Source organism: Sphingomonas sp., from assembly GCF_035910975.1.
Taxonomy (GTDB): domain Bacteria; phylum Pseudomonadota; class Alphaproteobacteria; order Sphingomonadales; family Sphingomonadaceae; genus Sphingomonas.
On record NZ_JAMHWM010000039.1, the window covers coordinates 380,294 to 403,352 of the forward strand.

The window sequence follows — 23,059 nt, forward strand, 5'->3', positions numbered from 1 at the left end:
CGGCGGATTTTCAGGGAGCGGATCATGGCCTTTACCGACCGAGTCGAGCGCACGCCGGCCATCAAGTTCGCCTTCGCGATCTTCATCGCGGCATTGCTCGCGATCCCCCTGCTTACCGTCTACGCGCTCAACTACGACCGCCAGAGCCAGTCGGAAACCGCGCGCAATTCGATCGCCGAAGGATGGGGCGGTCCCCAGGTGATCGCCGGCCCGCTGCTCGTCATTCCCTATCAGGCCGATGCCACCGAAACGGTGACCGAGGGCGGCCGGCAGGTGACCCGCGTCAACCGGGTGTGGCGCGAACTGCGCATCGCGCCCGACATCGCCGACATCCGTTCCACCCTGTCGCCCGAGCGCCGCCAGCGTTCGATATACGAAGCGGTGGTCTATGCCGCGAAGACGAGCGGACGGGCGCGGTTCGCGCTGCCGGCCGATCTGGCGCGCTACGGCGTGACGGCGGATGCGCTGTCCTACGACCGCGCCGAGCTTCGCTTCGGCCTCAGCGACGCGCGCGGTCTGTACGGCCCGCCGCCCAGCGTTTCGGTGGACGGGGCGCGCCGCCTGCTGCAGCCGGGCAAGGGGCCGGAGGCGACCGGTGGTTCGGGGTTTTTCGCCGCACTCGATGCGACGCCCTTGCGCGAGCGCGCGGTCACGGTCGATTTCACCTATGATTTCCGCGGCAACGCCAGCCTGACGCTGGCGCCGCTCGCCGGTGATACCCGCTGGACGGTGACGTCGCCGTGGCGCCACCCGAGCTTTCAGGGCGGCTTCCTGCCGACCGAGCGGCGGATCGGCGACGACGGATTCTCGGCCAGCTGGCGGGTCGGCAACCTCGCGCTTGGCCGCTCGCTTGTCGACAGCGATGCGCCCGCCGCGGTGAGCGCGGACCGGTCGGGTTATGTGGCTGGCGGCGCGGTCGGGGATCACCAGGCCGGCGTCACGCTGGTCTCTCCGGTCGATCTCTACAGCCAGGTCAACCGCAGCGTGAAATACGGGTTCCTGTTCATCGGCTTCACCTTCATGGCGTTCCTGATGTTCGATATCGTCGGCGGCGTGCGCGTGTCCGCTATCGAGTATCTGCTGGTCGGCACCGGGCTGGTGCTGTTCTTCGTCATGCTGCTCGCCTTCGCGGAAGTGATCGGCTTCACCGCCGCCTATCTCGTCGCGGGTGGCGCGATCGTCGCGCTGCTGACCGCCTATTCGGCCGCGGTGCTCAAGAGCCGGCGGCGCGCGGGCTTCATCGCCGGACTGCTGATCGCGCTCTACGCGGTGCTCTACGTTCTGCTCAGCCTCGAGGCCTATTCGCTTCTCATCGGCTCGCTCTTGCTGTTTGCGGCCTTGGCATCGGTCATGTATCTGACCCGCGATCTCGAATGGGGCGGCCGTCCGGCCGCGCCGCCAACCGACGCCTAGGACGGATTTTCATGGCCGAATTCACCCTGCCGAAGAACAGCAAGATCACGGGCAAGGGCCGCACCCACGCGGCCCCGGCAGGCGCCACGCGAGTCCGCAATTTCAAGGTGTACCGCTACGATCCGGACAGCGGCGAGAACCCGCGCTACGACAGTTTCCAGATCGACCTGGACGATTGCGGCCCGATGGTCCTCGACGCGCTCATCAAGATCAAGTCGGAACAGGATCCGTCGCTCACCTTCCGCCGCTCGTGCCGCGAGGGGATCTGCGGATCGTGCTCGATGAACATCGACGGCAAGAACGGCCTCGCCTGCACGACGGCGATCGAGGATATCCGGGGCGAGGTGAAGATCACGCCGCTGCCGGCGATGGACGTCATCAAGGATCTGGTGCCGGACTTCACGCATTTCTACGCGCAATATGCCTCGATCAAGCCGTGGCTGCAGACGGTCACCCCGGCACCGGCGGGCAAGGAGCGGCTGCAGTCACCCGAACAGCGCGAGAAGCTCGACGGCCTGTACGAATGCATCCTGTGCGCCTGCTGTTCGACATCGTGCCCCAGCTACTGGTGGAACAGCGACAAGTTCCTCGGCCCGGCGATCCTGCTCCAGGCCTATCGCTGGCTGGCCGACAGCCGCGACGAGATGACGGGCGAGCGGCTCGACGACCTTGAGGATCCGTTCCGCCTGTATCGCTGCCACACGATCATGAACTGCGCCAACGCCTGCCCCAAGGGTCTCTCGCCCGCCAAGGCGATCGCCGAGATCAAGAAGATGGAGGTCGAGCGGATCGTCTGAGGGTCGCGTCCGTGGCCGCCGACGTCTCGCGGTTCTTCGCCTGGGAGGACGACCCCGATCATCCGGGGTGGCAACGCTGGCGGGCGACCGATCCTACGCGCTTTCCCTCGCTGCTCGGGCCGCTGTCGGTGCGGGTCGATGACGGCGTCGCGCGCGTGCGGATGACGCCCGAGCGGCGGCATTCGAACCTGCGCGATCACCTGCATGGCGGCGCGCTGCTCGGCTTTATCGACATGGCGATGTTCGCCGCCTGCCGGGGACTGGGCGTGCTGGACGCGGGTACGGCGGTGACGCTCGACCTGTCCACCCAGTTCATCGGTGGCGGCGCGATCGGCGTGGCGGTGGAGGCGCGGGTCGAACTGCTGCGCGAAACCGGACGGATGCTCTTCGTGCGCGGTCTGGTGGTCCAGGGCGACGCAACGATCGCGGCGTTTTCGGGAACGCTGCGGAAATCGACGCCACCGAAGGGCGTGGCGTGAATGCCCGCGTCCGTTCGTGCTGAGCTTGTCGAAGCACTGTACTTTCTTCCTGACCGCGCAGCCTGCGGCGCGAAGAAAAGGGCAGCCCTTCGACAAGCTCAGGGCGAACGGTAGGAGGGGGACGAGATGAGCAAACTCCTCGCCCGCTACGACGCGCTGGTCGCCTCGGACGAACTCCGCCCCGATCCCGCGCAGGCCGACGCCGCCCGGCGGCTCGCCGATCTCGCCGACCGCCTCGAAGCCAGCCCGAAGCGCGGCAGCATATTGTGGCGCGCGCTGGGCCGCGCGCCGGAGACGCCGCGCGGGCTCTACCTGTGGGGCGGGGTCGGGCGCGGCAAGTCGATGCTGATGGACCTGTTCTTCGCCTGCCTGGATATCCGGCGGAAGCGGCGTGTCCATTTCCACGCCTTCATGGCCGAGGTCCATGACCGGCTGCGCGCCGAGCGCGAGAAGGAGAAGGGCGATCCCATCCCCCCGGTCGCCGCGGCGATCGCCGGTGACGTCCGGCTGCTGGCGTTCGACGAACTCGTCGTCAACAACATGGCCGATGCGGCGATCCTGTCGCGGCTGTTTACCGAGCTGTTCGCGCGCGGCGTGACGGTGGTCGCGACGTCGAACCGCCCGCCGGCCGATCTCTACAAGGACGGGCTCAATCGCCACCTGTTCCTGCCGTTCATCGACCTGATCGGCGCGCAGATGGATGTGATCGCGCTCAACGGCCCGACCGACTATCGGCTCGACCGGCTGGGCGACGGCGAAACCTGGCACGTGCCCAACGGGCCGACGGCGACCGCGGCGGTGAGCGCCGCTTTCTTCCGCCTGACCGATTTCGACCCGGCCGACCGCGCGCACGTGCCGTCGGAGGAACTGGCGATCCCCGGCGGCCGCACGCTGCATGTGCCCAAGAGCCTGAAGGGCGTCGGCGTGTTCAGCTTCAAGCGGCTGTGCGGCGAGCCGCGCGGCGTGCCCGACTATCTGGCGATCGCGCGGCATTTCCACACCGTCATCATCGTCGGTATTCCGCGCATGGGGCCGGACAACCGCAACGAGGCCGCGCGCTTCGTGACGCTGATCGACGCGCTGTACGAACACAAGGTCAAGCTGATCGCGACCGCCGACGCCGAGCCCGACGACCTCTATGTCGCGGGTGACGGCGCGTTCGAGTTCGAGCGCACCGCCAGCCGGCTGATGGAGATGCGTTCGGCCGACTATCTGGCGCTGGGGCATGGGCCTGGCTGACTTCTATTGATATTGCGAGCGATTATCAGTAAAAGTCGTTAACGTCTCCGCTTTACGCCTTGCCGGGCGCGTGCGATCGGCCTATGGGCCGGCGCGACTTCGCGCGTCTGCTGGTGGTTTTCGGGCGCGCCCGATCCTTCAACGCACGGGAGAGACGTAACGTGGCTCGCAAGAAGATCGCGCTGATCGGCGCCGGAAACATCGGCGGCACGCTCGCGCATTTGGCCGCCCTGAAGGGGCTGGGCGACATCGTGCTGTTCGACGTCGTCGAGGGCGTGCCGCAGGGCAAGGCGCTGGACCTGTCGCAGTGCGGACCGGTCGAAGGCTTCGACGCGACGATCACCGGCACCAATGATTACAACGACATCGCCGGCGCCGACGTCATCATCGTCACCGCCGGCGTCGCGCGCAAGCCGGGCATGAGCCGCGACGACCTGCTGGGCATCAACCTGAAGGTGATGAAGGCGGTGGGTGAGGGGATCGCCGAACATGCCCCCGACGCCTTCGTCATCTGCATCACCAACCCGCTCGACGCGATGGTGTGGGCGCTGCGTGAATTCTCCGGCCTGCCGCACCAGAAGGTCGTCGGCATGGCCGGCGTGCTCGATTCGGCGCGCTTCAGCCACTTCCTCGCCGAGGAGTTCAAGGTCTCGGTGAAGGACATCAACAGCTTCGTGCTCGGCGGCCACGGCGACACGATGGTGCCGGTGCTCGAATATTCGACCGTCAGCGGCATCCCCGTCACCGACCTGATCGCGATGGGCATGTCGACGAAGGAGCGCGTGGACGAGATCGTCCAGCGCACCCGCGGCGGCGGCGGCGAGATCGTCGCGCTGCTGAAGACCGGCAGTGCCTATTACGCGCCTGCGACCAGCGGCATCGCGATGGCCGAGGCCTATCTCTACGACCAGAAGCGCGTCCTGCCGGCGGCGGCGCACCTGACCGGTCAATATGGTATCGACAACCTCTACGTCGGCGTGCCGGTGGTGATCGGCGCGGGCGGCGTCGAGAAGGTGGTCGAAGTCAAGCTGGGCGATGAGGCGAAGGCGAACCTTCAGGTCTCGGTCGATGCGGTCAAGGAGCTGCTGGTGGCGTGCAAGGGGATCGACGGGTCGCTGAACTGACCGGCTTGCCGTGCACCCGCGCAGGCGGGTGCCCAGGGTTATTGAGCGACGACCCCTGCGGCCCTAGGCTCCCGCCTGCGCGGGAGCACGGGAAGGCAGGATGAAAGCCGGCTACGTCTATATGATGGCAAGCCGGCGGAACGGGACGATCTACACCGGTTCGACCAGCGGCCTGATGCAGCGGGTCTGGCAGCATCGAAACCGGGTAGCGGATAGTTTTACGGACGCGCACGAATGCACGCTGCTCGTCTGGTACGAAGTGCATGACGATCTGCAGGAAGCGCGGTTGCGCGAACGGCGGATCAAGAAGTGGAACAGGCCGTGGAAGCTGCGGCTGATCGAAGAGATGAACCCGCGTTGGGATGACCTTTACGATCGGATCGCAGCACCATGATGGTCATGGCAACTGGATCCCGGCCTTCGTCGGGGTGGTAGGAATCGGAGAAGCGAGTGAGCATCCTCGTCAACAAGAATACCAAGGTCATCACCCAGGGCATGACCGGGGAGACCGGTAGTTTCCACACCCAGGCGGCGCTGGATTACGGCACGCAGATGGTGGGCGGCGTCACGCCGGGTAAGGGTGGGACCGAGCATCTCGGCCTGCCCGTCTTCAACACCGTCGCCGAGGCGGTCACCAAGACCGGTGCGGATGCGAGCGTTATCTACGTGCCGCCGCCCTTCGCCGCGGACTCGATCCTGGAGGCGATCGACGCCCAGGTGCCGCTGATCGTGTGCATCACCGAAGGCATCCCGGTGCTCGACATGGTGAAGGTGAAGCGCGCGCTGAGCGGCTCAAAATCGCGGCTGATCGGCCCGAACTGTCCCGGTGTGCTGACGCCGGGCGAGTGCAAGATCGGCATCATGCCGGGTTCGATCTTCTCCAAGGGTAGCGTCGGCGTCGTCTCACGCTCGGGCACGCTGACCTATGAGGCGGTGTTCCAGACGACCAATGCGGGTCTGGGCCAGACCACCGCGGTCGGCATCGGCGGCGATCCCGTCAACGGCACCAACTTCATCGACGTGCTGGAACTGTTCCTGGCCGATGACGCGACCGAGAGCATCATCATGATCGGCGAGATCGGCGGATCGGCGGAAGAAGAAGCCGCGCAGTTCCTGCGCGACGAGGCCAAGCGCGGGCGCAAGAAGCCGATGGCGGGCTTCATCGCGGGCCGTACGGCGCCTCCGGGCCGCCGCATGGGCCATGCCGGCGCGATCGTCTCGGGCGGCCAGGGCGGCGCGGAGGACAAGATCGCGGCGATGGAAGCCGCCGGGATCAAGGTGTCGGCATCGCCGAGTTTGCTGGGCGAAACGCTGGTGAGTGTGTTGAAGGGTTGAATCCAAACCTTCTCCAGAGGGAGAAGGATACGAAGGCTTGGCAGCTTGCTGCCTAGCCGTAGTTGGATGAGGGGATTGGCGCTCTCGACAGCGTGATCCCCTCACCCAGCTTCGACTAAGGCCTTTCAGGCCTAAGTCTGCGCAACCCTCTCCCGACGGGAGAGGGAAGAGAGGTACAGATGGGCTACGAAGGCCAGGATTTCTCGGACATCGCCGGCGGCGTCTCGTCGGCGTTCGTCGACACGCTCTACGCCAAGTTCAGGGCCGATCCGTCGGGCGTCGAACCCGGCTGGCGCGCCTTTTTCGAAGGGCTTGAAGGCGCCGCAACGGGGCCGTCCTGGGCGAAGAAGAACTGGCCGCTGACCGATACGGACGCGCTGACGGCGGGGCTGGACCCCACGCAGATGGAAGTGCCGCCGGCGCCCGCGAAGGGCGGCAAGCCGGCCACGGCCGCCGCGCCGGCCCCTTCGGCCGATGCGATCCGCGCGGCCGCCGATGCCTCGATCCGTGCGATGACGCTGATCCGCACCTATCGTGTGCGCGGGCATCTGGCCGCCAATCTCGATCCGCTGGGCCTGTCGACGCGCGAACTGCCCGAGGATCTGAAGACCGAGTATCACGGCTTTGCCGACGACCAGCTCGACGTGCCGGTCTACCTCGGGGGCGTGCTGGGGCTCCAGACCGCGACGATCCGCGAGCTGGTCGATATCCTGCGCGCCAACTACTGCGGCAACGTCGGCCTCGAATATATGCACATCGCCGATGTCGAGGAGCGCAAGTTCCTGCAGGACCGGATGGAGGGCCGCGACAAGGCGATCCAGTTCACGCCCGACGGAAAGAAGGCGATCCTCAGCAAGGTGATCGCCGCCGAGGGGTATGAGAAGTTCCTCGGCAAGAAATACGTCGGCACCAAGCGCTTCGGGCTCGATGGCGGCGAGAGCATGATCCCCGCGCTCGAAAGCGTCATCAAATACGGCGGCCAGATGGGCGTGCGCGAGATCGTGTACGGCATGGCACACCGCGGCCGGCTCAACACGCTCGCCAACGTGATGGGCAAGCCGTACCGCGCGATCTTCCACGAATTCTCCGGCGGGTCGTCGAACCCGGAGGACGTCGGCGGTTCGGGCGACGTGAAATACCACCTCGGCACCTCCACCGATCGCGAGTTCGACGGGACCAGCGTCCATATGTCGCTGGTCGCCAATCCGTCGCACCTCGAGGCGGCCGATCCGGTCGTGCTGGGCAAGATCCGCGCGATCCAGACGGTCGCCGGCGACCTCGCCGAGCACAAGGCATCGCTGCCGGTCCTGATCCACGGCGATGCCGCGTTCGCCGGCCAGGGCATCGTGTGGGAATGCTTCGGCTTTTCCGGCATCCGCGGCTACAACACCGGCGGCTGCCTGCATTTCGTCATCAACAACCAGATCGGCTTCACCACCTCGCCGCAGTTCGCGCGCTCGTCGCCCTACCCGAGCGACGTGGCGAAGGGCGTGCAGGCGCCGGTGTTCCATGTGAACGGCGACGATCCCGAGGCCGTCACCTTCGCCTGCAAGATGGCGATCGAGTTCCGCCAGACCTTCCACCGCGACGTCGTGATCGACATGTGGTGCTATCGCCGCTTCGGCCACAACGAAGGCGACGAGCCGTCGTTCACCCAGCCGCTGATGTACGCGAAGATCCGTCAGCACCCCGGCGTAAGCAGGATCTACGGCGACCGGCTGATCGCCGAGGGCGTCGTCGACCAGGCGTGGATCGACGAGCAGTGGAAGGAATTCGACCTGCTGATGGAGGGCGAGTTCGAGGCGGGCGCTTCGTACAAGCCCAACAAGGCGGACTGGTTCGCCGGCCGCTGGTCGGGCCTGCACGCGCCGGCCGATGCCGAGAGCAGCCGCCGCAACGTCGAAACGGGCATCGACCGCAAGCTGTTCGACAGCCTGGGCCGCACGCTGACGACGGTTCCTGACAGCGTCCAGATCCACAAGACGCTGGGCCGCGTGCTCGATGCGAAGCGAGAGATGTTCAAGTCCGGCACCGGCTTCGACTGGGCTACGGGCGAGGCGCTGGCGTTCGGGGCGCTGATGTCCGAGGGTTATGGCGTGCGCCTGTCGGGCCAGGACTCCGGTCGCGGCACGTTCAGCCAGCGCCATGCGGTATGGGTCGATCAGACCGACGAGCATAAATACGTGCCCCTTTCGACCGTCGAGCACGGCCGGTTCGAAGTGCTCGATTCGACGCTGAGCGAATATGGCGTGCTGGGGTTCGAATACGGCTATGCGCTGGCCGATCCCAAGACTTTGGTCCTGTGGGAAGCGCAGTTCGGCGATTTCGCCAACGGCGCGCAGATCATGATCGACCAGTTCATCGCCGCGGGCGAGGCCAAGTGGCTGCGGGCCAACGGCTTGGTTATGCTGCTGCCCCACGGCTACGAAGGGCAGGGGCCGGAACATTCGTCGGCGCGGCCGGAGCGGTTCCTGCAACTGTGCGCGCAGGACAATATGCAGGTCGCCAACGTGACCACGCCGGCCAATTACTTCCATCTGCTGCGCCGGCAGATGCATCGCAGCTTCCGCAAGCCGCTGGTCATCATGACGCCCAAGTCGCTGCTGCGGCACAAGATGGCGGTGTCCAGCGCGGCCGATTTCCAGGGCGAGAGCCACTTCCGGCGTATCCTGTCCGATCCGAAAGCCCCGGCCGACAAGGACACGACGCGGCTGGTGCTGTGCTCCGGCAAGGTCGCCTATGACCTGATGGAGGCGCGCGACGCCGCGGGCGATGCGAAGACGCAGATCGTCCGCGTCGAGCAGCTCTATCCCTTCCCCGGCGAACCGCTGGCGGAGCGTGTGCGCCGCATGCCGAACCTGGAAGAGATCGTGTGGGCGCAGGAAGAGCCGAAGAACAACGGCTACTGGTTCTTCGTCGAGCCGCTGATCGAGGAGGCGCTGGCCGCCGCGAAGTGCAAGGTCGCGCGCGCCCGTTACGCCGGCCGTGCCGCCGCGGCATCGCCCGCCACCGGCCTGATGAAGCGCCACCAGCTCGAACAGGGCGCGCTGATCGCCGACGCGCTTGGCCACAATGTCCGCGAAGAAATTCGCCGCACGCAGAAGTCGTGAGGAACTGACCATGTCGACTGAAATCAAGGTGCCCGTACTGGGCGAATCGATCACCGAAGCGACGCTGGGCGAATGGCTCAAGCAGCCGGGCGATCCCGTCGCCGCCGACGAACCCGTCGCGAGCCTGGAGACGGACAAGGTGTCCATCGAGGTGCCGTCGCCGGTGGCCGGCGTGATGGGCGCGCATGCCGTGGGCGTGGGAGACACCGTGTCGGTCGGCGCGACGATCGGCGCGATCGAGGCGGGTGATGGTACGGCCGCCAAGCCGGCTCCGGCCGCAACTTCCGCGCCCGCCCCGAGCGAGGCGGCGAGCGGCGACACGCCGGCCGCGCTCAGCCCGTCGGTGCGCCGCGCGGTGCTGGAAACCGGGGTCGATCCGGCGACGGTCAAGGGCACCGGCAAGGACGGTCGCCTGACCAAGGAGGACGTGCTCGCGGCGAAGACGGCTCCGCAAGCCGCCGTGTCCGCCGTCGCGAACGCATCGGACGGTGGCGATGCCATCGCCGGCCGCACGGCGCGTAAGGAAGAGCGGGTCAAGATGACCCGTCTTCGCCAGACGATCGCCAAGCGCCTGAAGGAAGCGCAGGACACCGCTGCGATGCTCACGACGTTCAACGACGTCGACATGACCGCGGTGATCGAGGCGCGCGCGAAGTACAAGGACCTGTTCGAGAAGAAGCACGGCGTGCGGCTGGGCTTCATGGGCTTCTTCGTGAAGGCCGCGACGATGGCGCTGAAGGACATTCCGTCCGTCAACGCCAGCATCGACGGCGACGAGATCGTCTATCACGACTATGCCGACATCTCGGTCGCGGTGTCGTCGCCGGGCGGGCTGGTGGTGCCGGTGATCCGCGACGCACAGGACCTGTCGGTCGCCGGCATCGAGAAGACGATCGGCGATTTCGGCAAGCGCGCCAAGGACGGCACGCTCAAGATGGACGAGATGAAGGGCGGCACCTTCACCATCTCCAATGGCGGCGTCTTCGGATCGCTGATGTCCACCCCGATCATCAACCCGCCGCAGTCGGCGGTGCTGGGCCTCCACCGCATCGAGGACCGCCCCGTGGTGCGCGACGGACAGGTCGTGATACGGCCGATGATGTATCTTGCGCTCAGCTATGACCACCGGCTGATCGATGGCCGCGAGGCGGTGACGTTCCTCGTCGCGCTGAAGAATGCTATCGAGGATCCGACGCGGATATTGATCGATCTGTGAGGTGGACATGAATTGGCGCGACCATATCCATTCCAATCCCGAAATCCTCGGCGGCAAGCCGGTGGTCAAGGGTACGCGGATATCGGTCGAGCTGATTCTGGAATATCTGGCGGAGGGTGCATCGACGGCGGAAATCCTCGAAGCCCATGACCATCTGACCGAAACGGATGTTCGCGCGGCGGTGGCCTTCACGCATGACCTGCTCGTGAAGGAGGCGTCCGCCGCACGACGCGAAGCCGCCTGACGATGCGGCTGCTTGCCGATGAAAACGTGCACGGCAACGTCGTCATCGCGCTGCGGCAAGCCGGTCATGCGGTCGAATGGGTTCGAGAGACGGCGCCTGGCGCGACGGACACCAATATCCTCGACCGGGCGGATATCGCCGAATTGATCCTCATCACCAACGACAGAGATTTTGGCGACCTGATTTTCAACAAGCGAATGCCGGCGCCCTTTGCGATCCTGTATACCCGGACACCGCATCGCGACTGGGAAGTTACCGCCGGCCTTCTCGCTGCCGAGCTTGAGCGCGGCGTCGCCGCCGGTCACATGACCATCGTTACCAAGGACGGCACGCGCCGCACGCCGTTTCCGATCGGAGAAGATAATGGCTGAATATGACTATGACGTCCTGGTGATCGGTGCCGGTCCCGGCGGCTATGTGGCGGCGATCCGCGCGGCGCATCTTGGGCTGAAGACCGCATGTGCCGAAGGGCGCGAGACGCTGGGTGGGACGTGCCTGAACGTCGGCTGCATTCCGTCGAAGGCGATGCTGCATGCGTCCGAACTGTTCGATCATGCCGCCAACGGCACGATGGCGAAGCTGGGCATCAAGGTGACGCCCGAGCTCGATCTCGACACGATGCACGGGCAGCGCCGCGACGCGGTGAAGCAGTTGACCGGCGGCATCGAGTTCCTGTTCAAGAAGAACAAGGTCGACTGGCTGAAGGGCTATGCCGCGTTCAGGGACGCGCACAGCGTCGAGGTGGGCGGCAAGACCGTCACCGCCAAGAACATCGTCATCGCGACGGGATCGTCGGTCACCCCGCTGCCGGGCGTCGAGATCGACCAGAAGGTGGTTGTCGATTCGACCGGCGCGCTGGAACTGGCCAGGGTGCCCGACCATCTGGTGGTGATCGGCGGCGGCGTGATCGGGCTGGAACTGGGTTCGGTGTGGCGGCGGCTGGGCGCCAAGGTGACCTGCGTCGAGTTCCTCGACCAGATCCTGCCAGGCTTTGACGGCGATATCCGCAAGGAAGCCGCCAAGATCTTCAAGAAGCAGGGGATCGAATTCAAGCTGTCGACCAAGGTGACCGGCGTGACGGTCAAGGGCGGCAAGGCGACGCTGACGCTGGAGCCGGCCAAGGGCGGCGATGCCGAGACGATCGAGGCGGATGCCGTGCTGGTGTCGATCGGCCGCAAGCCCAATACCGACGGGCTGAACCTGGAGGCGATCGGCCTGGCGACCAACCAGCGCGGGCAGATCGAGACCGGCCATGATTTCCGCACCAGGGTGGACGGGGTGTGGGCGATCGGCGACGTCGTGCCCGGCCCGATGCTGGCGCACAAGGCCGAGGACGAGGGTATCGCCGTTGCGGAGAACATCGCCGGCCAGACCGGCATCGTGAACCACGACATCATCCCGAGCGTCGTCTACACCTGGCCCGAGATTGCCGGCGTCGGCCTGACCGAGGAAGCGGCGAAGGAGAAGGGCGAAATCAAGGTCGGGAAGTTCCCGATGATGGCGAACAGCCGCGCCAAGACCAACCACGAACCCGACGGCTTCGTGAAGGTCATTTCCGACGCCAAGACCGATCGCGTGCTCGGCGCCTGGATCATCGCGGTGCCCGCCGGCACGATGATCGCGCAGGTCGCGCAGGCGATGGAATTCGGCGCGACCAGCGAGGACATCGCCTACACCTGTCACGCGCATCCGACGCATTCGGAAGCGATCAAGGAAGCGGCGATGGGCGTCCGGGGCAAGCCGATACACATTTAGCAAAGCTAAATGGGATCGAACCGGCTTGCCCCCGGCCGGCGGCGCCAAAGCGCCGTCCGACGCCGCGGCTTTGCTGCGGCGGGTTTAACAGGAACGTTCTATCCCGTTCGGGCTGAGCCTGTCGAAGCCCCGCCCATTCTTCGGCGCTCGGGCTGCTCGGTGAGCAGAAGGCGGCCCTTCGACGGGCCCAGGGCGAACGGGATAGGGGTTAGCGCTGGACATTGTCGCGCGTTCCGCCCCACATCTCCGCGCGATGGCCAAGCTCTATTTCTACTACGCCAGCATGAACGCGGGGAAATCGACCACGCTGTTGCAGGCCGATTTCAACTATCGTGAGCGGGGCATGCGCACGATGCTGTTCACCGCGGCGATCGACGATCGCTATGCGGCGCGCACGATCACCTCGCGGATCGGTCTCGCGATGCCGGCGATCACGTTCGATCCGGCGACGGATATCGGCGCGTGCGTGGCTGACGAGCATGCCCGACAGAAGGTCGATTGCGTGCTGGTCGACGAGGCGCAGTTCCTCACCGCCGATCAGGTCGCGCAACTCGCCCATGTCTGCGACGTGGTTGGCGTGCCAGTGCTCGCCTACGGCCTGCGCACCGATTTCCAGGGGGCTCTGTTCCCCGGTTCCGCCCGGCTGCTGGCGATCGCCGACGCGCTCATCGAGATCAAGTCGGTCTGCCTGTGCGGGCGCAAGGCGACGATGAACGCGCGGGTCGGCGAGAACGGCCGGGCGGTTAGCGAGGGTGCGCAGACCGAGATCGGCGGCAACGATCGCTATGTCGCGCTGTGCCGCCGTCATTTCGCCGACGCGCTGGCGGGCGTGCTGAGCCTGAGCACGCACGTCGATGCCTGACGGCGATCTGCTCTATCGCATCGCCATCTGGCTGGTGCCGCTGGTGATCGCGATCGTGTTCCACGAGGTCGCGCACGGCTGGGTCGCGCGGGCATTCGGCGATCCGACGGCTGCGCGTCTCGGACGGCTGACGCTCAATCCGATCAAGCATGTCGATCCGGTCGGAACGGTCGGGCTGCCGCTATTGCTGGCTGTGACGGGAGCGCCGGTATTCGGCTGGGCGAAGCCGGTGCCCGTCGTCACCTCGCGCCTGCGCAATCCGCGGCTCCACATGATGCTGGTCGCGCTGGCGGGGCCGGGGATCAACCTGGTGCTGGCGCTCGTCGCCGCGCTCGGGCTGGGCGTGCTGCTGGCGGGCAACGGCGGCGTCGAGCCAACCGGGGGCGTGCGCTTCCTCGTCGACAATCTGTTCAACTTCCTCCTCATCAACGTCTTCCTCGCGATCTTCAACCTTATCCCGCTGCCGCCGTTCGACGGCGGCCATGTGGTCGAGGGGTTGTTGCCGCGCAGCGTCGTGCCGACGTGGCAGGGGCTGGGGCGGTTCGGCTTTCCGATCCTGATCGTCCTGCTGCTGGTGGTGCCGATGATCTCGCCGGAATGGAACGTCGTCGCGCGGGCGGTCGTGCCCATCGTACATATGGTCGCGGGCGCCTTCCTGGGACTGGTCGGCCTCGCTATCTGACCCGCGCGATGCATGGCTGGGTGATTCTCGACAAGCCGCTGGGGCTGGGTTCGACGCAGGGCGTGTCGGCGGTGAAGCGCGCGTTGCGCCAGGGCGGCTACGGCAAGTTCAAGGTCGGACACGGCGGCACGCTCGATCCGTTGGCGACGGGCGTGCTGCCGATCGCAGTGGGTGAGGCGACCAAGCTCGCCGGGCGTATGCTCGACAGCGACAAGGTGTATGACTTTACCGTGCGGTTCGGCGCGCAGACCGACACGCTGGATGCGGAAGGGGCGGTGATCGCGCAGAGCGACGTTCGCCCGACGCTGGCCGAGATCGAAGCGGTGCTGCCGCGCTTCACCGGCCCGATCGCGCAGGTGCCGCCGGCATATTCGGCGCTGAAGGTGGATGGGGAGCGGGCCTATGATCTGGCGCGGGCGGGCGAGGAAGTGCAGCTCGCGAGCCGGGATGTGGTGGTTCATTCGCTTGGCTTGTCCTCCCCTGCAAGGGGAGGTGGCGCGCGCCAGCGCGACGGAGGGGTATCGACCTCTCCGGATAACGCGACACCCCTCCGTCAGCCCTGCGGGCTGCCACCTCCCCTTGCAGGGGAGGGATTGAACGAAGTCATCCTCACCGCCCATGTCTCCAAGGGCACCTATATTCGCAGCCTCGCCCGCGACATCGCGCTGGCGCTCGGCACGGTCGGTCATGTCACCATGCTGCGGCGGACGAAGGCGGGGCCGTTCGGCCTCACCCACGCGATATCGCTGGACAAATTGGATGAAGCCGCTAAGGGGCGCACCCTTGAGACGATACTCCTGCCGCTGAGGGCGGGGCTGGACGACATCCCGGCTCTCTCCCTCTCCCCCGACCAGGCAGGGGCGCTCCGCCAGGGGCGTGTGCTGGTCGGGATTGCCGAAGACGATGGCCAGTATTTCGCGCTGTCGGGGGAAACCCCGGTCGCGCTGATCGAGGTCACCCACGGGGAAGCCCGTGTCGTCCGCGGTTTCAACTTGTGACGACGATGTCGAGGGAAACGATATGACGATTACCGCAGAACGCCGCCAGGAAGTCATCAAGGAACATGCGCGCGCCGAAGGCGACACCGGTTCCACCGAAGTCCAGGTCGCGATCCTGACCGAGCGCATCCGCAACCTGACCGAGCATTTCAAGGGCCACGCGAAGGACAATCATTCCCGCCGCGGCCTGCTGATGATGGTCAACAAGCGCCGTGCGCTGCTCGACTATCTGCGTAAGTCGGATGGCGATCGCTATCTGGCGCTGATCGCGAAGCTCGGGCTTCGCAAGTAACTTCAAGGGCGCCCGCGGGCGCCCTTGTCGCATTCGGGGCCCCGCAATCCGGCGGCGTCCCCGGCAGACGGATACTCCGTCGCACCGGATCGCATGGGCGATCCACAAAGGCCCCGGCCGGCATCTGGCCGCCGGAGTGAAGGAAACGAGAATGTTCGACAAGAAGACCGTATCGATCGAGTGGGGCGGCAAGACGCTGACGCTCGAAACGGGCAAGGTTGCCCGCCAGGCCGACGGCGCGGTGATCGCGACGCTGGGCGAGACCGTGGTGCTGTGCGCCGTGACGGCCGCCAAGTCGGTGAAGGAAGGGCAGGATTTCTTCCCGCTCACCGTCCATTATCAGGAGAAGTTCTCGTCGTCGGGTCGTATCCCGGGCGGCTTCTTCAAGCGCGAGCGCGGCGCGACCGAGCGCGAGACGCTGGTCAGCCGCCTGATCGACCGTCCGCTCCGCCCGCTGTTCCCGGAAGGCTTCTACAACGAGATCAACTGCATCGCGCAGGTGATGAGCTATGACGGCGAGAACGAGCCCGACCTGCTGGCGATGATCGCCGCCTCGGCCGCGATGACGCTGTCGGGCGTGCCCTTCATGGGTCCGATCGGCGCCGCGCGCGTCGGCTACAAGGACGGCGAGTATCAGCTCAACCCGTCGGACGGCGAAGTCGCCGAGGGCGAGCTCGACCTGATGGTCGCCGCCACCCACGACGCGGTGATGATGGTCGAATCGGAAGCCAAGGAGCTGTCCGAAGAGGTCATGCTGGGCGCCGTGATGTTCGCCCACCGCGAGAGCCAGAAGGTGATCAACGCGATTATCAAGCTGGCCGAGCAGGCCGCCAAGGAGCCGTGGGAACTGAAGGCCCAGGTCGACAGCTCGGCCGCCAAGACCAAGCTGAAGAAGCTGATCGGCAAGGATATGGAGGCGGCCTACAAGCTGACCGACAAGCAGGCCCGCCAGACCGCGATCAACGACGCCCGCACCAAGGCGCGCGAGGCGTTCGCCGACCTGAAGGAAAGCAACCCGGCCGAATATCTGGGCACGCTGAAGCTGGTGAAGAAGCTGGAGGCGGAGATCGTCCGCACCGCGATCCTCAAGACCGGCAAGCGCATCGACGGCCGCGACACCAAGACTGTCCGTCCGATCGAGGCGGAAGTCCACTTCCTGCCGCGCGCGCATGGTTCGGCGCTGTTCACCCGCGGCGAAACCCAGACGATCGCGACGACGACGCTGGGCACCCGCGACGCGGAGCAGATGATCGACGGGCTGAACGGCCTGTCGTACCAGCACTTCATGCTGCACTATAACTTCCCGCCCTATTCGGTCGGTGAAGTGGGCCGCTTCGGCGCGCCGTCGCGCCGCGACGTCGGCCACGGCAAGCTCGCCTGGCGCGCGCTGCACGCGGTGCTGCCGACGAAGGAAGAGTTCCCCTACACGATCCGCGTCACCAGCGACATCACCGAGTCGAACGGATCGTCGTCGATGGCGACGGTCTGTGGCGGTTCGCTGTCGCTGATGGATGCCGGCGTGCCGATCAAGCGCCCGGTTTCCGGCATCGCGATGGGCCTGATCCTGGAAGGCAAGGACTTCGCCGTCCTCAGCGACATCCTGGGTGACGAGGATCACTTGGGCGACATGGACTTCAAGGTCGCCGGCACCAGCGAGGGCATCACCAGCCTTCAGATGGACATCAAGATCGCCGGTATCACCGAGGAGATCATGAAGGTCGCGCTGGCGCAGGCCCATGAAGGCCGCGCGCACATTTTGGGCGAGATGGCCAAGGCGCTCGACCATACCCGCGAGAGCCTGAGCGAACACGCGCCGCGCATCGAGACGATGACGATCGACAAGTCGAAGATCCGCGACGTCATCGGCACCGGCGGCAAGGTGATCCGCGAGATCGTCGCGACGACCGGCGCCAAGGTCGACATCGACGACGAGGGCGTCATCAAGATCAGCTCGTCGGACGGGTCGCAGATCGAGGCCGCGATGAACTGGATCAAGGGCATCGTCGAAGAGCCGGAGATCGGCAAGGTCTACACCGGCAAGGTCGTCAACCTGGTCGATTTCGGCGCGTTCGTGAACTTCATGGGCGGCAAGGACGGCCTCGTCCACGTCTCCGAGATGCGTAACGAGCGCGTCGAGAAGGTGTCGGACGTCGTGTCCGAGGGCCAGGAAGTAAAGGTCAAGGTCCTCGAGATCGATCCGCGCGGCAAGGTGCGCCTGTCGATGCGCGTCGTCGATCAGGAAACCGGCGCCGAGCTGGAGGACACCCGTCCCCCGCGCGAGCCGCGTGAAGGCGGCCGTGGCGATCGCGGCCCCCGTGGGGATCGCGGCGACCGTGGCGGCGATCGCGGCGGCCGGGATCGCGGCCCGCGCCGTGACGGCGATCGTGATCGCGGCCCCCGTCGCGAAGGCGGCGACCGCGGCCCGCGCCGCGAGCGTTCGGACAACGACGCCAACGACGATCGGGGCCCCGCGCCCGAGTTCGCGCCGGCGTTCCTGACCGGCGACAAGGACTGACCCAGTTACCGTCCGGGGAAGTGACGGAGAGGATAAGGGGTCCGGCAGCAATGCCGGGCCCCTTTTTCTCGGTTCCCGTATCTTGACCGCCGGGAGGGGCAGGAAGGGGACAGCCACGCCGGGTTGAGGGGCGCGTTTCGGCGAGCCACCGTGTTGCGACCGCGCGCCCATGGTTCGTCGCGGTAACGGCCATCATGCTTGCCTGACCGCCGCTTTTTGCGGTTGCCTCCGCGCGCGATCTCGGGCGGTATGGCGCCATGCGCACATCGACCCGATCCATATTGTTCGCCCTGTCCCTCCTCGCCGCGACGCCGGCTACGGCGCAGGTGCTGCCCGACGGGCTCGCGCAGCGGGTCGCCGCCGTCGCCTCGGTGCCGGCGGGCAAGCTGGGCGTCGCGGCGATCGACCTCGACAGCGGCGCGACGCTGTCGATCAACGCCGACGATCGTTTCCCGATGGCGAGCGCGGTGAAGGTCGCCATCGCTGCAGCCTGGCTCGACGGTGTCGATCGCGGGCGGTGGACCCTTTCCACCATGTACACGCTCGATGAGGGCGATCGGGTGCGGTCGGACGGGATCACCGACACGCTGCCCCACGCTGGCGTCGCGCTGTCGGGCGCCAACCTGGTCGAACTGGCGCTGACGGTCAGCGACAATACCGCGACCGATATGTTGCTGAAGGCGGTCGGCGGGCCGGGGGCGGTGACGCGCTGGCTCGAAGCAAAGGGCATCCGGGATCAGCGCGTCGATCGCAGCATCGCGCGACTGCTGATCGACGTCAGCGGCAAGGCGATCGAGCCGGGCCTGTCCGACGGCGCCGCGCTGGCGCGGTTCATGCCGGTCGAACCGTGGAAGACCGATGACGAGAAATGGCCGGTCAACCCCGCCTTCGACGCCGATCCGCGCGACAGCTCCACGCCGCGCGCGATGGCGGATCTGCTGGCGCGCGCGCAGAAGGGCGAGTTGCTGAAGCCGGGTACGACGCGCTTCCTGTTCGACGTGCTGGCGCGGTGCAAGACGGGGACGCGGCGGGTGAAGGCGATGCTGCCCGCCGGCACGCCGTGGGCGCACAAGACGGGGACGTTGCCCGGTATCTCGAACGACGTCGGGGTGATGACGCTGCCGGGCGGGCGCCGCGTCGCGATCGCGATCTTCTCCTACGGAATCGTCGCGCCTGCCGATCGCGACGCGAAGCTCGCCGAGATCGGGCGGATCGTGTTCGACGGTTTCCAGTTGCAGAAATGAGGGCGGTCGCGCTCCTCCTGCTGCTGCTTTCCGGCTGCGCGGGACGGCCTGCGGAGGTCCGCCCTGCCGAGGTGCAGGTGACCTTCGATGCCAACCGCATAACTTTTGCCAGCGCGCGCGGTATCGCCGATCGCGCGACGGGGCGGCGCGTGACGATCGATGATCCGGCGCGGGTGGCGAGCGTATCGAAGCTGGTCGTCGCGCTTGGCGTGATGCGGCTGGTGGAGGCGGGTCGGATCGACCTGGACCGGGACGTGTCGGACGTGCTCGGCTGGCGGCTGCGCAATCCCGCGTTCCCCGACGTGCCGATAACGTTGCGGATGCTGTTGTCGCACACCTCCAGCCTGGCCGACGGCATCGATTATATCGTGCCGCTGGGCGTGCGGATGCGCGATGCGGTTGCCGATCCCAAGGCGTGGGATGTCGCGCACCCGCCCGGCCGCTATTTCCACTATGCCAATATCAACACCGGCATCGTCGCGACGGTGATCGAGGCGGCGACCGGCGAACGATTCGACCGGGTGATGGCGCGCGAGGTGCTGCGCCCATTGGCCTTGGACGCCTGCTACAATTGGGGCGAGGGGTGCAGCGACGCCAAGGTGGCGCGCGCGGTCGTGCTGTACCGCGCGAACGGCGACGTCGCGCGCGACGATCTGGGCGGCAAGCGGCCGGATTGCCCGGTGGTGGCCGTCGCGGGATGCGACCTCGCCGCCTACCGGCCGGGCGACAATGGCGCGATCTTCTCGCCGCAGGGGGGCTTGCGCATCTCCGCGCACGATCTGGCGAAGATTGGGCAGATGCTGCTCCGTCGAGGGGACGGGTTCCTCAAGCCCGAATCGGTCGCCGCCATCGAAACGGCCCGGTGGACCTTCGACGGCACCAACGGCGACACCTCGCAGGGCTTCTACTGCCGCTACGGCCTCGCGACGCAGACCGTTCCGACCTTGGCGGCGGGGTGCGAGGATGACCTGTTCGGCGACGGTGCGACCTGGGTCGGTCATGCCGGTGAGGCCTACGCCCTGCGCTCCGGCCTGTGGATCGACCGGACGGGCGGACGCGGCATCGCCTTCTTCACCACCGCCGTCGCCGACGGCAGCAAGGGGCAGTCGCGCTACAGCGTGGAGGAGGAGCGGATCGTGCGCAAGGCGGCGGGTGAGACCGCGGTGATGCCAAAGTGACAATCGATGCAACCGTGCGAGCCGTCAGGGTCGGCGCGGTGGCCGCCTCCGTAGTGGTCGCCGGACTGCTAGTTTACATCGGAAATTGGAACGAGCCGGCATCCTTCGTCCTTATGGTGCCGTTCAGCCTTTGGGTCGTCGGCCCCATTCTGGCGCCCGGACTGATCGCGCGCCGATCGCGCCCGACCCTGACCCATACGATGTGCCTGTATATCGTGCCGTCGGTGATTATTGCGGGAATGGTGTATTACGAAGCGGCCTTTACGCCGTCTTCATCGACGGCAGCACTGATCTTCATTTTTCTTCCAGCCTATCAATGGGCTGCGCTTGGCCTGTTGACCCTCCTCGCTATGTTTGCATCCCGTTATAGCGATCCTCGCTGATCCCAGCCCGCGCGGTCAGTCGCGAAACCCCGGATCGATCCGGTCGAGCTTCCTGAGCAGCGCCGGCCACGCCAGCCGTTCGGCGAGCATGCCCATCCCGCCGGGCGACGCCTGTGTCGCGACCTTCTCCGGCGTGCCCTGCGGCGGCATGTTCAGATTCTCGCGGCCCGCCGACAGCATCTTGACCTGCGCTTCGCACGCTCGCTCTAGGAAATAGAGCCGCAGGAAACAGGCCGCCACCGAACTGCCCACCGCCAGCGTGCCGTGGTTGCGCAGGATCATCACGTTCTTTGTGCCCAGATCCTCGACCAGCCGTTCGCGCTCCTCCAGGTCGGTCGCGATGCCCTCATAGTCGTGATAGGCGATGTCGCCGCCGGCGATCATCGATGTCTGGGTGTGCGGCAGCAGGCCGAAGTCCATTGCCGACACCGCCTGGCCGTTGGGGGTGTGCAGATGCATCACCGCCGCCGCGTCCTCGCGCGCCATGTGCAGGGCCGAATGGATGGTGAAACCCGCCGGATTCACCGGATGGGTCGTCGGCCCCACCGGCTTCCCCTCGACATCGATCTTGACCAGCGACGACGCGGTGATCTCCTCGAACATCATGTCATAGGGGTTGATGAGGAAATGATGTTCCGGCCCCGGCACCCGCGCCGACAAATGGGTGAAGATCAGGTCGTCCCAGCCGTAGAGCGCGACGAGCCGGTAAGCGGCCGCCAGATCCACCCGCGCTTCCCACTCCCCCGGCGCCATCGTCTGGGGGCGGTCTTCGGCCAGCGTCGCCATCATCTCTCTCCTGACTTGTGTCAGGGCGAGCATACCGCGATTTCGATTTCGAAGGAAAGTGGAGGACTTCTGTTGCCCGGTGTCCTCCGTACCGCTGGAATCCGCTTCTGTTGCCCGGTGCGGTCCAACCGCGCATTTTGGAATAACCTTAGGCCGCTAGGCCTTGGGGTTACGCCGCAATAGCGAGTGCTTCGTTATCGTTGGCACTTGTGTAATGGGCCGTCGCGGTGGTCCCATTCCGAGCGAAAGACAGCGCTTTTCAACACACGTCGATCCTGGTTCGGCCCCGTCAGAAACGGTGTCCAGATCCACCACCATTTCTGGTGGAGCCGCCGGGTACTGCCCCCGGGTCCGCTGCATCTATTGCACGCAATCCTTTATCGCCATAGCCGGGCGAACCCGGCAGGAAGACATATAGGGACTTGCGCCGCGCTTTGAAAGATCGGCCTTCACAGCGCCACAAATCAGGCGCAGGGGATAGCATATCATGTTGACGCAGCGTTCCCGCTACGCGCTCCGCGCGATGTTGTTTCTGGCGACCCAAAAGCCTGGCGGGCCGCCCGTGCCGATGAACCGCATCGCCGCTGCCGCCAATGTGCCCAGGAAATTCCTGGAACTTATCCTGGCCGATCTGCGCGAGGCGGGTTTCCTCCACTCGCACCGGGGCAAGGCCGGCGGCTACTGCCTGTCGCGGCCGAGCCATCTGATCTCGCTGGGCGAGATCATCCGCGTGATCGAAGGGCCGCTGGCTCTGGTGCCATGCGTCAGCCGGTCGGCCTATCGCCCGTGTCTCGACTGCAAGGACGAAGGGGCCTGCGCGATCCGCCGCGCGATGGCGCGCGTGCGCGATGAGACCGCGCGGATCCTCGACGGCACCAGCCTTGCGGATGCCACCGCCGAGGAACTCGCCGCCGCCTAGGCGCCGCGGTTGGCGCGCAGCTCGTCGCGGATCTCGCGCAGCAGCGCGATGTCCGCCGCCTCTGCCGCCGGTGCCTCTTCCGCCTTCGGCATCACGCGGTTCACCGCGCGGATCAGCAGGAAGATGATGAAGGCGACGATCAGGAAGTTGACCGCCTGGGTGACGAACTCGCCATAGCCGAGCAGCGGCACCCCAGCCGCCTTGAGCGCGGCATAGTCGGTCGAGCCTTCAAGGTTCGCCGGAACGTCGCCCAGCACCAGGAAATAGCTCGAGAAATCGAGGCCGCCGAAGACCTTGCCGATCACCGGCATCAATATATCCTCGGTCAACGACGTCACGATCTTGCCGAACGCAGCGCCGATGATGACCGCGATGGCCAGATCGAGCACGTTGCCGCGCATGATGAACGCCTTGAATTCATTCAACATTGCAGTCTCCCCGCATCAAGCCCGCCCGATTCCCCATTGTAAGGGCGCGACCTGCGCCTA

At 66.3% G+C, this 23,059-nt stretch carries 23 protein-coding genes and 1 other RNA gene; 21 read left to right on the forward strand and 3 right to left on the reverse strand.

Annotated features, from left to right (window positions below):
- Positions 1 to 24 precede the first annotated feature (24 nt).
- The 20 genes from creD to VYI76_RS15285 all read left to right on the forward strand — a co-directional run bounded on the left by creD (position 25) and on the right by VYI76_RS15285 (position 20,866).
- The gene (gene creD, locus VYI76_RS15190) at positions 25 to 1,413 is read left to right on the forward strand and encodes a cell envelope integrity protein CreD (RefSeq protein WP_326525622.1); all 1,389 of its coding nucleotides are present in this window, start codon (positions 25 to 27) and stop codon (positions 1,411 to 1,413) included.
- An 11-nt stretch (positions 1,414 to 1,424) separates the two neighbouring features.
- A complete protein-coding gene (locus VYI76_RS15195; RefSeq protein WP_326525623.1) occupies positions 1,425 to 2,210 on the forward strand; it encodes a succinate dehydrogenase iron-sulfur subunit in 786 nt (261 codons plus the stop codon).
- Between the two features lie 11 nt (positions 2,211 to 2,221).
- Positions 2,222 to 2,689, forward strand: coding sequence for a PaaI family thioesterase (locus VYI76_RS15200; protein WP_326525624.1), 468 nt, complete (start codon positions 2,222 to 2,224; stop codon positions 2,687 to 2,689).
- Positions 2,690 to 2,815: 126 nt separating this feature from the next.
- Positions 2,816 to 3,928 (forward strand): cell division protein ZapE, encoded by a 1,113-nt coding sequence (gene zapE, locus VYI76_RS15205; protein ID WP_326525625.1) that lies wholly within the window; start codon positions 2,816 to 2,818, stop codon positions 3,926 to 3,928.
- A 161-nt stretch (positions 3,929 to 4,089) separates the two neighbouring features.
- A complete protein-coding gene (gene mdh, locus VYI76_RS15210) occupies positions 4,090 to 5,052 on the forward strand; it encodes a malate dehydrogenase (protein ID WP_326525626.1) in 963 nt (320 codons plus the stop codon).
- Positions 5,053 to 5,152: 100 nt separating this feature from the next.
- Entirely contained in the window at positions 5,153 to 5,446 is a 294-nt protein-coding gene (locus VYI76_RS15215; RefSeq protein ID WP_326525627.1) for a GIY-YIG nuclease family protein, read from the forward strand.
- 56 nt (positions 5,447 to 5,502) lie between these two features.
- The gene (gene sucD / locus VYI76_RS15220) at positions 5,503 to 6,387 is read left to right on the forward strand and encodes a succinate--CoA ligase subunit alpha (protein WP_326525628.1); all 885 of its coding nucleotides are present in this window, start codon (positions 5,503 to 5,505) and stop codon (positions 6,385 to 6,387) included.
- A 179-nt stretch (positions 6,388 to 6,566) separates the two neighbouring features.
- Positions 6,567 to 9,497: a 2-oxoglutarate dehydrogenase E1 component gene (locus VYI76_RS15225; protein WP_326525629.1), complete on the forward strand. Its 2,931-nt coding sequence runs from the start codon at positions 6,567 to 6,569 to the stop codon at positions 9,495 to 9,497.
- A 10-nt stretch (positions 9,498 to 9,507) separates the two neighbouring features.
- Positions 9,508 to 10,713, forward strand: a complete 1,206-nt coding sequence (gene odhB, locus VYI76_RS15230; RefSeq protein WP_326525630.1) for a 2-oxoglutarate dehydrogenase complex dihydrolipoyllysine-residue succinyltransferase — start codon at positions 9,508 to 9,510, stop codon at positions 10,711 to 10,713.
- A gap of 7 nt (positions 10,714 to 10,720) precedes the next feature.
- The gene (locus VYI76_RS15235; protein ID WP_326525631.1) at positions 10,721 to 10,957 is read left to right on the forward strand and encodes a DUF433 domain-containing protein; all 237 of its coding nucleotides are present in this window, start codon (positions 10,721 to 10,723) and stop codon (positions 10,955 to 10,957) included.
- A 2-nt stretch (positions 10,958 to 10,959) separates the two neighbouring features.
- Positions 10,960 to 11,328, forward strand: a complete 369-nt coding sequence (locus VYI76_RS15240) for a DUF5615 family PIN-like protein (protein WP_326525632.1) — start codon at positions 10,960 to 10,962, stop codon at positions 11,326 to 11,328.
- On the forward strand, positions 11,321 to 12,712 hold the full coding sequence (gene lpdA / locus VYI76_RS15245; RefSeq protein WP_326525633.1) for a dihydrolipoyl dehydrogenase: 1,392 nt from the start codon (positions 11,321 to 11,323) through the stop codon (positions 12,710 to 12,712). The genes VYI76_RS15240 and lpdA overlap by 8 nt, the downstream gene beginning before the upstream one ends.
- A 253-nt stretch (positions 12,713 to 12,965) precedes the next feature.
- Positions 12,966 to 13,574, forward strand: coding sequence for a thymidine kinase (locus VYI76_RS15250; protein ID WP_326525634.1), 609 nt, complete (start codon positions 12,966 to 12,968; stop codon positions 13,572 to 13,574).
- Positions 13,567 to 14,256: a site-2 protease family protein gene (locus VYI76_RS15255; protein WP_326525635.1), complete on the forward strand. Its 690-nt coding sequence runs from the start codon at positions 13,567 to 13,569 to the stop codon at positions 14,254 to 14,256. The genes VYI76_RS15250 and VYI76_RS15255 overlap by 8 nt, the downstream gene beginning before the upstream one ends.
- An 8-nt stretch (positions 14,257 to 14,264) precedes the next feature.
- On the forward strand, positions 14,265 to 15,254 hold the full coding sequence (gene truB, locus VYI76_RS15260; RefSeq protein ID WP_326525636.1) for a tRNA pseudouridine(55) synthase TruB: 990 nt from the start codon (positions 14,265 to 14,267) through the stop codon (positions 15,252 to 15,254).
- 22 nt (positions 15,255 to 15,276) lie between these two features.
- Positions 15,277 to 15,546, forward strand: coding sequence for a 30S ribosomal protein S15 (rpsO, locus tag VYI76_RS15265; protein ID WP_326525637.1), 270 nt, complete (start codon positions 15,277 to 15,279; stop codon positions 15,544 to 15,546).
- 151 nt (positions 15,547 to 15,697) lie between these two features.
- Positions 15,698 to 18,061, forward strand: coding sequence for a polyribonucleotide nucleotidyltransferase (gene pnp, locus VYI76_RS15270; protein WP_326525638.1), 2,364 nt, complete (start codon positions 15,698 to 15,700; stop codon positions 18,059 to 18,061).
- A gap of 257 nt (positions 18,062 to 18,318) precedes the next feature.
- The gene (gene bla, locus VYI76_RS15275; RefSeq protein ID WP_326525639.1) at positions 18,319 to 19,305 is read left to right on the forward strand and encodes a class A beta-lactamase; all 987 of its coding nucleotides are present in this window, start codon (positions 18,319 to 18,321) and stop codon (positions 19,303 to 19,305) included.
- Complete coding sequence (locus tag VYI76_RS15280; protein WP_326525640.1) at positions 19,302 to 20,483, forward strand: serine hydrolase domain-containing protein; 1,182 nt, start codon at positions 19,302 to 19,304, stop codon at positions 20,481 to 20,483. Before bla ends, VYI76_RS15280 begins: the two co-directional genes overlap by 4 nt.
- A gap of 38 nt (positions 20,484 to 20,521) precedes the next feature.
- Positions 20,522 to 20,866 (forward strand): hypothetical protein, encoded by a 345-nt coding sequence (locus tag VYI76_RS15285; protein ID WP_326525641.1) that lies wholly within the window; start codon positions 20,522 to 20,524, stop codon positions 20,864 to 20,866.
- Between the two features lie 15 nt (positions 20,867 to 20,881).
- Here VYI76_RS15285 and VYI76_RS15290 read toward each other — a convergent pair whose 3' ends face one another.
- Together VYI76_RS15290 and ssrA are read right to left on the reverse strand one after the other, a co-directional pair.
- On the reverse strand, positions 20,882 to 21,652 hold the full coding sequence (locus VYI76_RS15290; protein ID WP_326525749.1) for a class II aldolase/adducin family protein: 771 nt from the start codon (positions 21,650 to 21,652) through the stop codon (positions 20,882 to 20,884).
- 96 nt (positions 21,653 to 21,748) lie between these two features.
- Positions 21,749 to 22,096: a transfer-messenger RNA gene (ssrA, locus tag VYI76_RS15295) on the reverse strand.
- A 43-nt stretch (positions 22,097 to 22,139) separates the two neighbouring features.
- On the opposite strand from ssrA, the gene VYI76_RS15300 reads away from it, so the two are divergent.
- Positions 22,140 to 22,571 carry an RrF2 family transcriptional regulator gene (locus VYI76_RS15300; RefSeq protein ID WP_326525642.1) on the forward strand — a complete coding sequence of 144 codons (432 nt, stop codon included), beginning with the start codon at positions 22,140 to 22,142 and terminating at the stop codon, positions 22,569 to 22,571.
- Here the strand turns inward: VYI76_RS15300 and mscL are convergent.
- A complete protein-coding gene (gene mscL / locus VYI76_RS15305) occupies positions 22,568 to 22,999 on the reverse strand; it encodes a large conductance mechanosensitive channel protein MscL (RefSeq protein ID WP_326525643.1) in 432 nt (143 codons plus the stop codon). The genes VYI76_RS15300 and mscL overlap by 4 nt on opposite strands.
- Between the last annotated feature and the right edge of the window lie 60 nt (positions 23,000 to 23,059).

Bases quoted from the DNA above. Each gene is read 5' to 3' on its own strand.
- creD (WP_326525622.1), top strand. From the start codon at position 25: ATGGCCTTTACCGACCGAGTCGAGCGCACGCCGGCCATCAAGTTCGCC.
- VYI76_RS15195 (WP_326525623.1), top strand. From the start codon at position 1,425: ATGGCCGAATTCACCCTGCCGAAGAACAGCAAGATCACGGGCAAGGGC.
- zapE (WP_326525625.1), top strand. From the start codon at position 2,816: ATGAGCAAACTCCTCGCCCGCTACGACGCGCTGGTCGCCTCGGACGAA.
- VYI76_RS15215 (WP_326525627.1), top strand. From the start codon at position 5,153: ATGAAAGCCGGCTACGTCTATATGATGGCAAGCCGGCGGAACGGGACG.
- VYI76_RS15225 (WP_326525629.1), top strand. From the start codon at position 6,567: ATGGGCTACGAAGGCCAGGATTTCTCGGACATCGCCGGCGGCGTCTCG.
- odhB (WP_326525630.1), top strand. From the start codon at position 9,508: ATGTCGACTGAAATCAAGGTGCCCGTACTGGGCGAATCGATCACCGAA.
- VYI76_RS15235 (WP_326525631.1), top strand. From the start codon at position 10,721: ATGAATTGGCGCGACCATATCCATTCCAATCCCGAAATCCTCGGCGGC.
- VYI76_RS15240 (WP_326525632.1), top strand. From the start codon at position 10,960: ATGCGGCTGCTTGCCGATGAAAACGTGCACGGCAACGTCGTCATCGCG.
- lpdA (WP_326525633.1), top strand. From the start codon at position 11,321: ATGGCTGAATATGACTATGACGTCCTGGTGATCGGTGCCGGTCCCGGC.
- VYI76_RS15250 (WP_326525634.1), top strand. From the start codon at position 12,966: ATGGCCAAGCTCTATTTCTACTACGCCAGCATGAACGCGGGGAAATCG.
- VYI76_RS15255 (WP_326525635.1), top strand. From the start codon at position 13,567: ATGCCTGACGGCGATCTGCTCTATCGCATCGCCATCTGGCTGGTGCCG.
- truB (WP_326525636.1), top strand. From the start codon at position 14,265: ATGCATGGCTGGGTGATTCTCGACAAGCCGCTGGGGCTGGGTTCGACG.
- rpsO (WP_326525637.1), top strand. From the start codon at position 15,277: ATGACGATTACCGCAGAACGCCGCCAGGAAGTCATCAAGGAACATGCG.
- pnp (WP_326525638.1), top strand. From the start codon at position 15,698: ATGTTCGACAAGAAGACCGTATCGATCGAGTGGGGCGGCAAGACGCTG.
- bla (WP_326525639.1), top strand. From the start codon at position 18,319: ATGCGCACATCGACCCGATCCATATTGTTCGCCCTGTCCCTCCTCGCC.
- VYI76_RS15280 (WP_326525640.1), top strand. From the start codon at position 19,302: ATGAGGGCGGTCGCGCTCCTCCTGCTGCTGCTTTCCGGCTGCGCGGGA.
- VYI76_RS15290 (WP_326525749.1), bottom strand. From the start codon at position 21,652: ATGGCGACGCTGGCCGAAGACCGCCCCCAGACGATGGCGCCGGGGGAG.
- VYI76_RS15300 (WP_326525642.1), top strand. From the start codon at position 22,140: ATGTTGACGCAGCGTTCCCGCTACGCGCTCCGCGCGATGTTGTTTCTG.
- mscL (WP_326525643.1), bottom strand. From the start codon at position 22,999: ATGTTGAATGAATTCAAGGCGTTCATCATGCGCGGCAACGTGCTCGAT.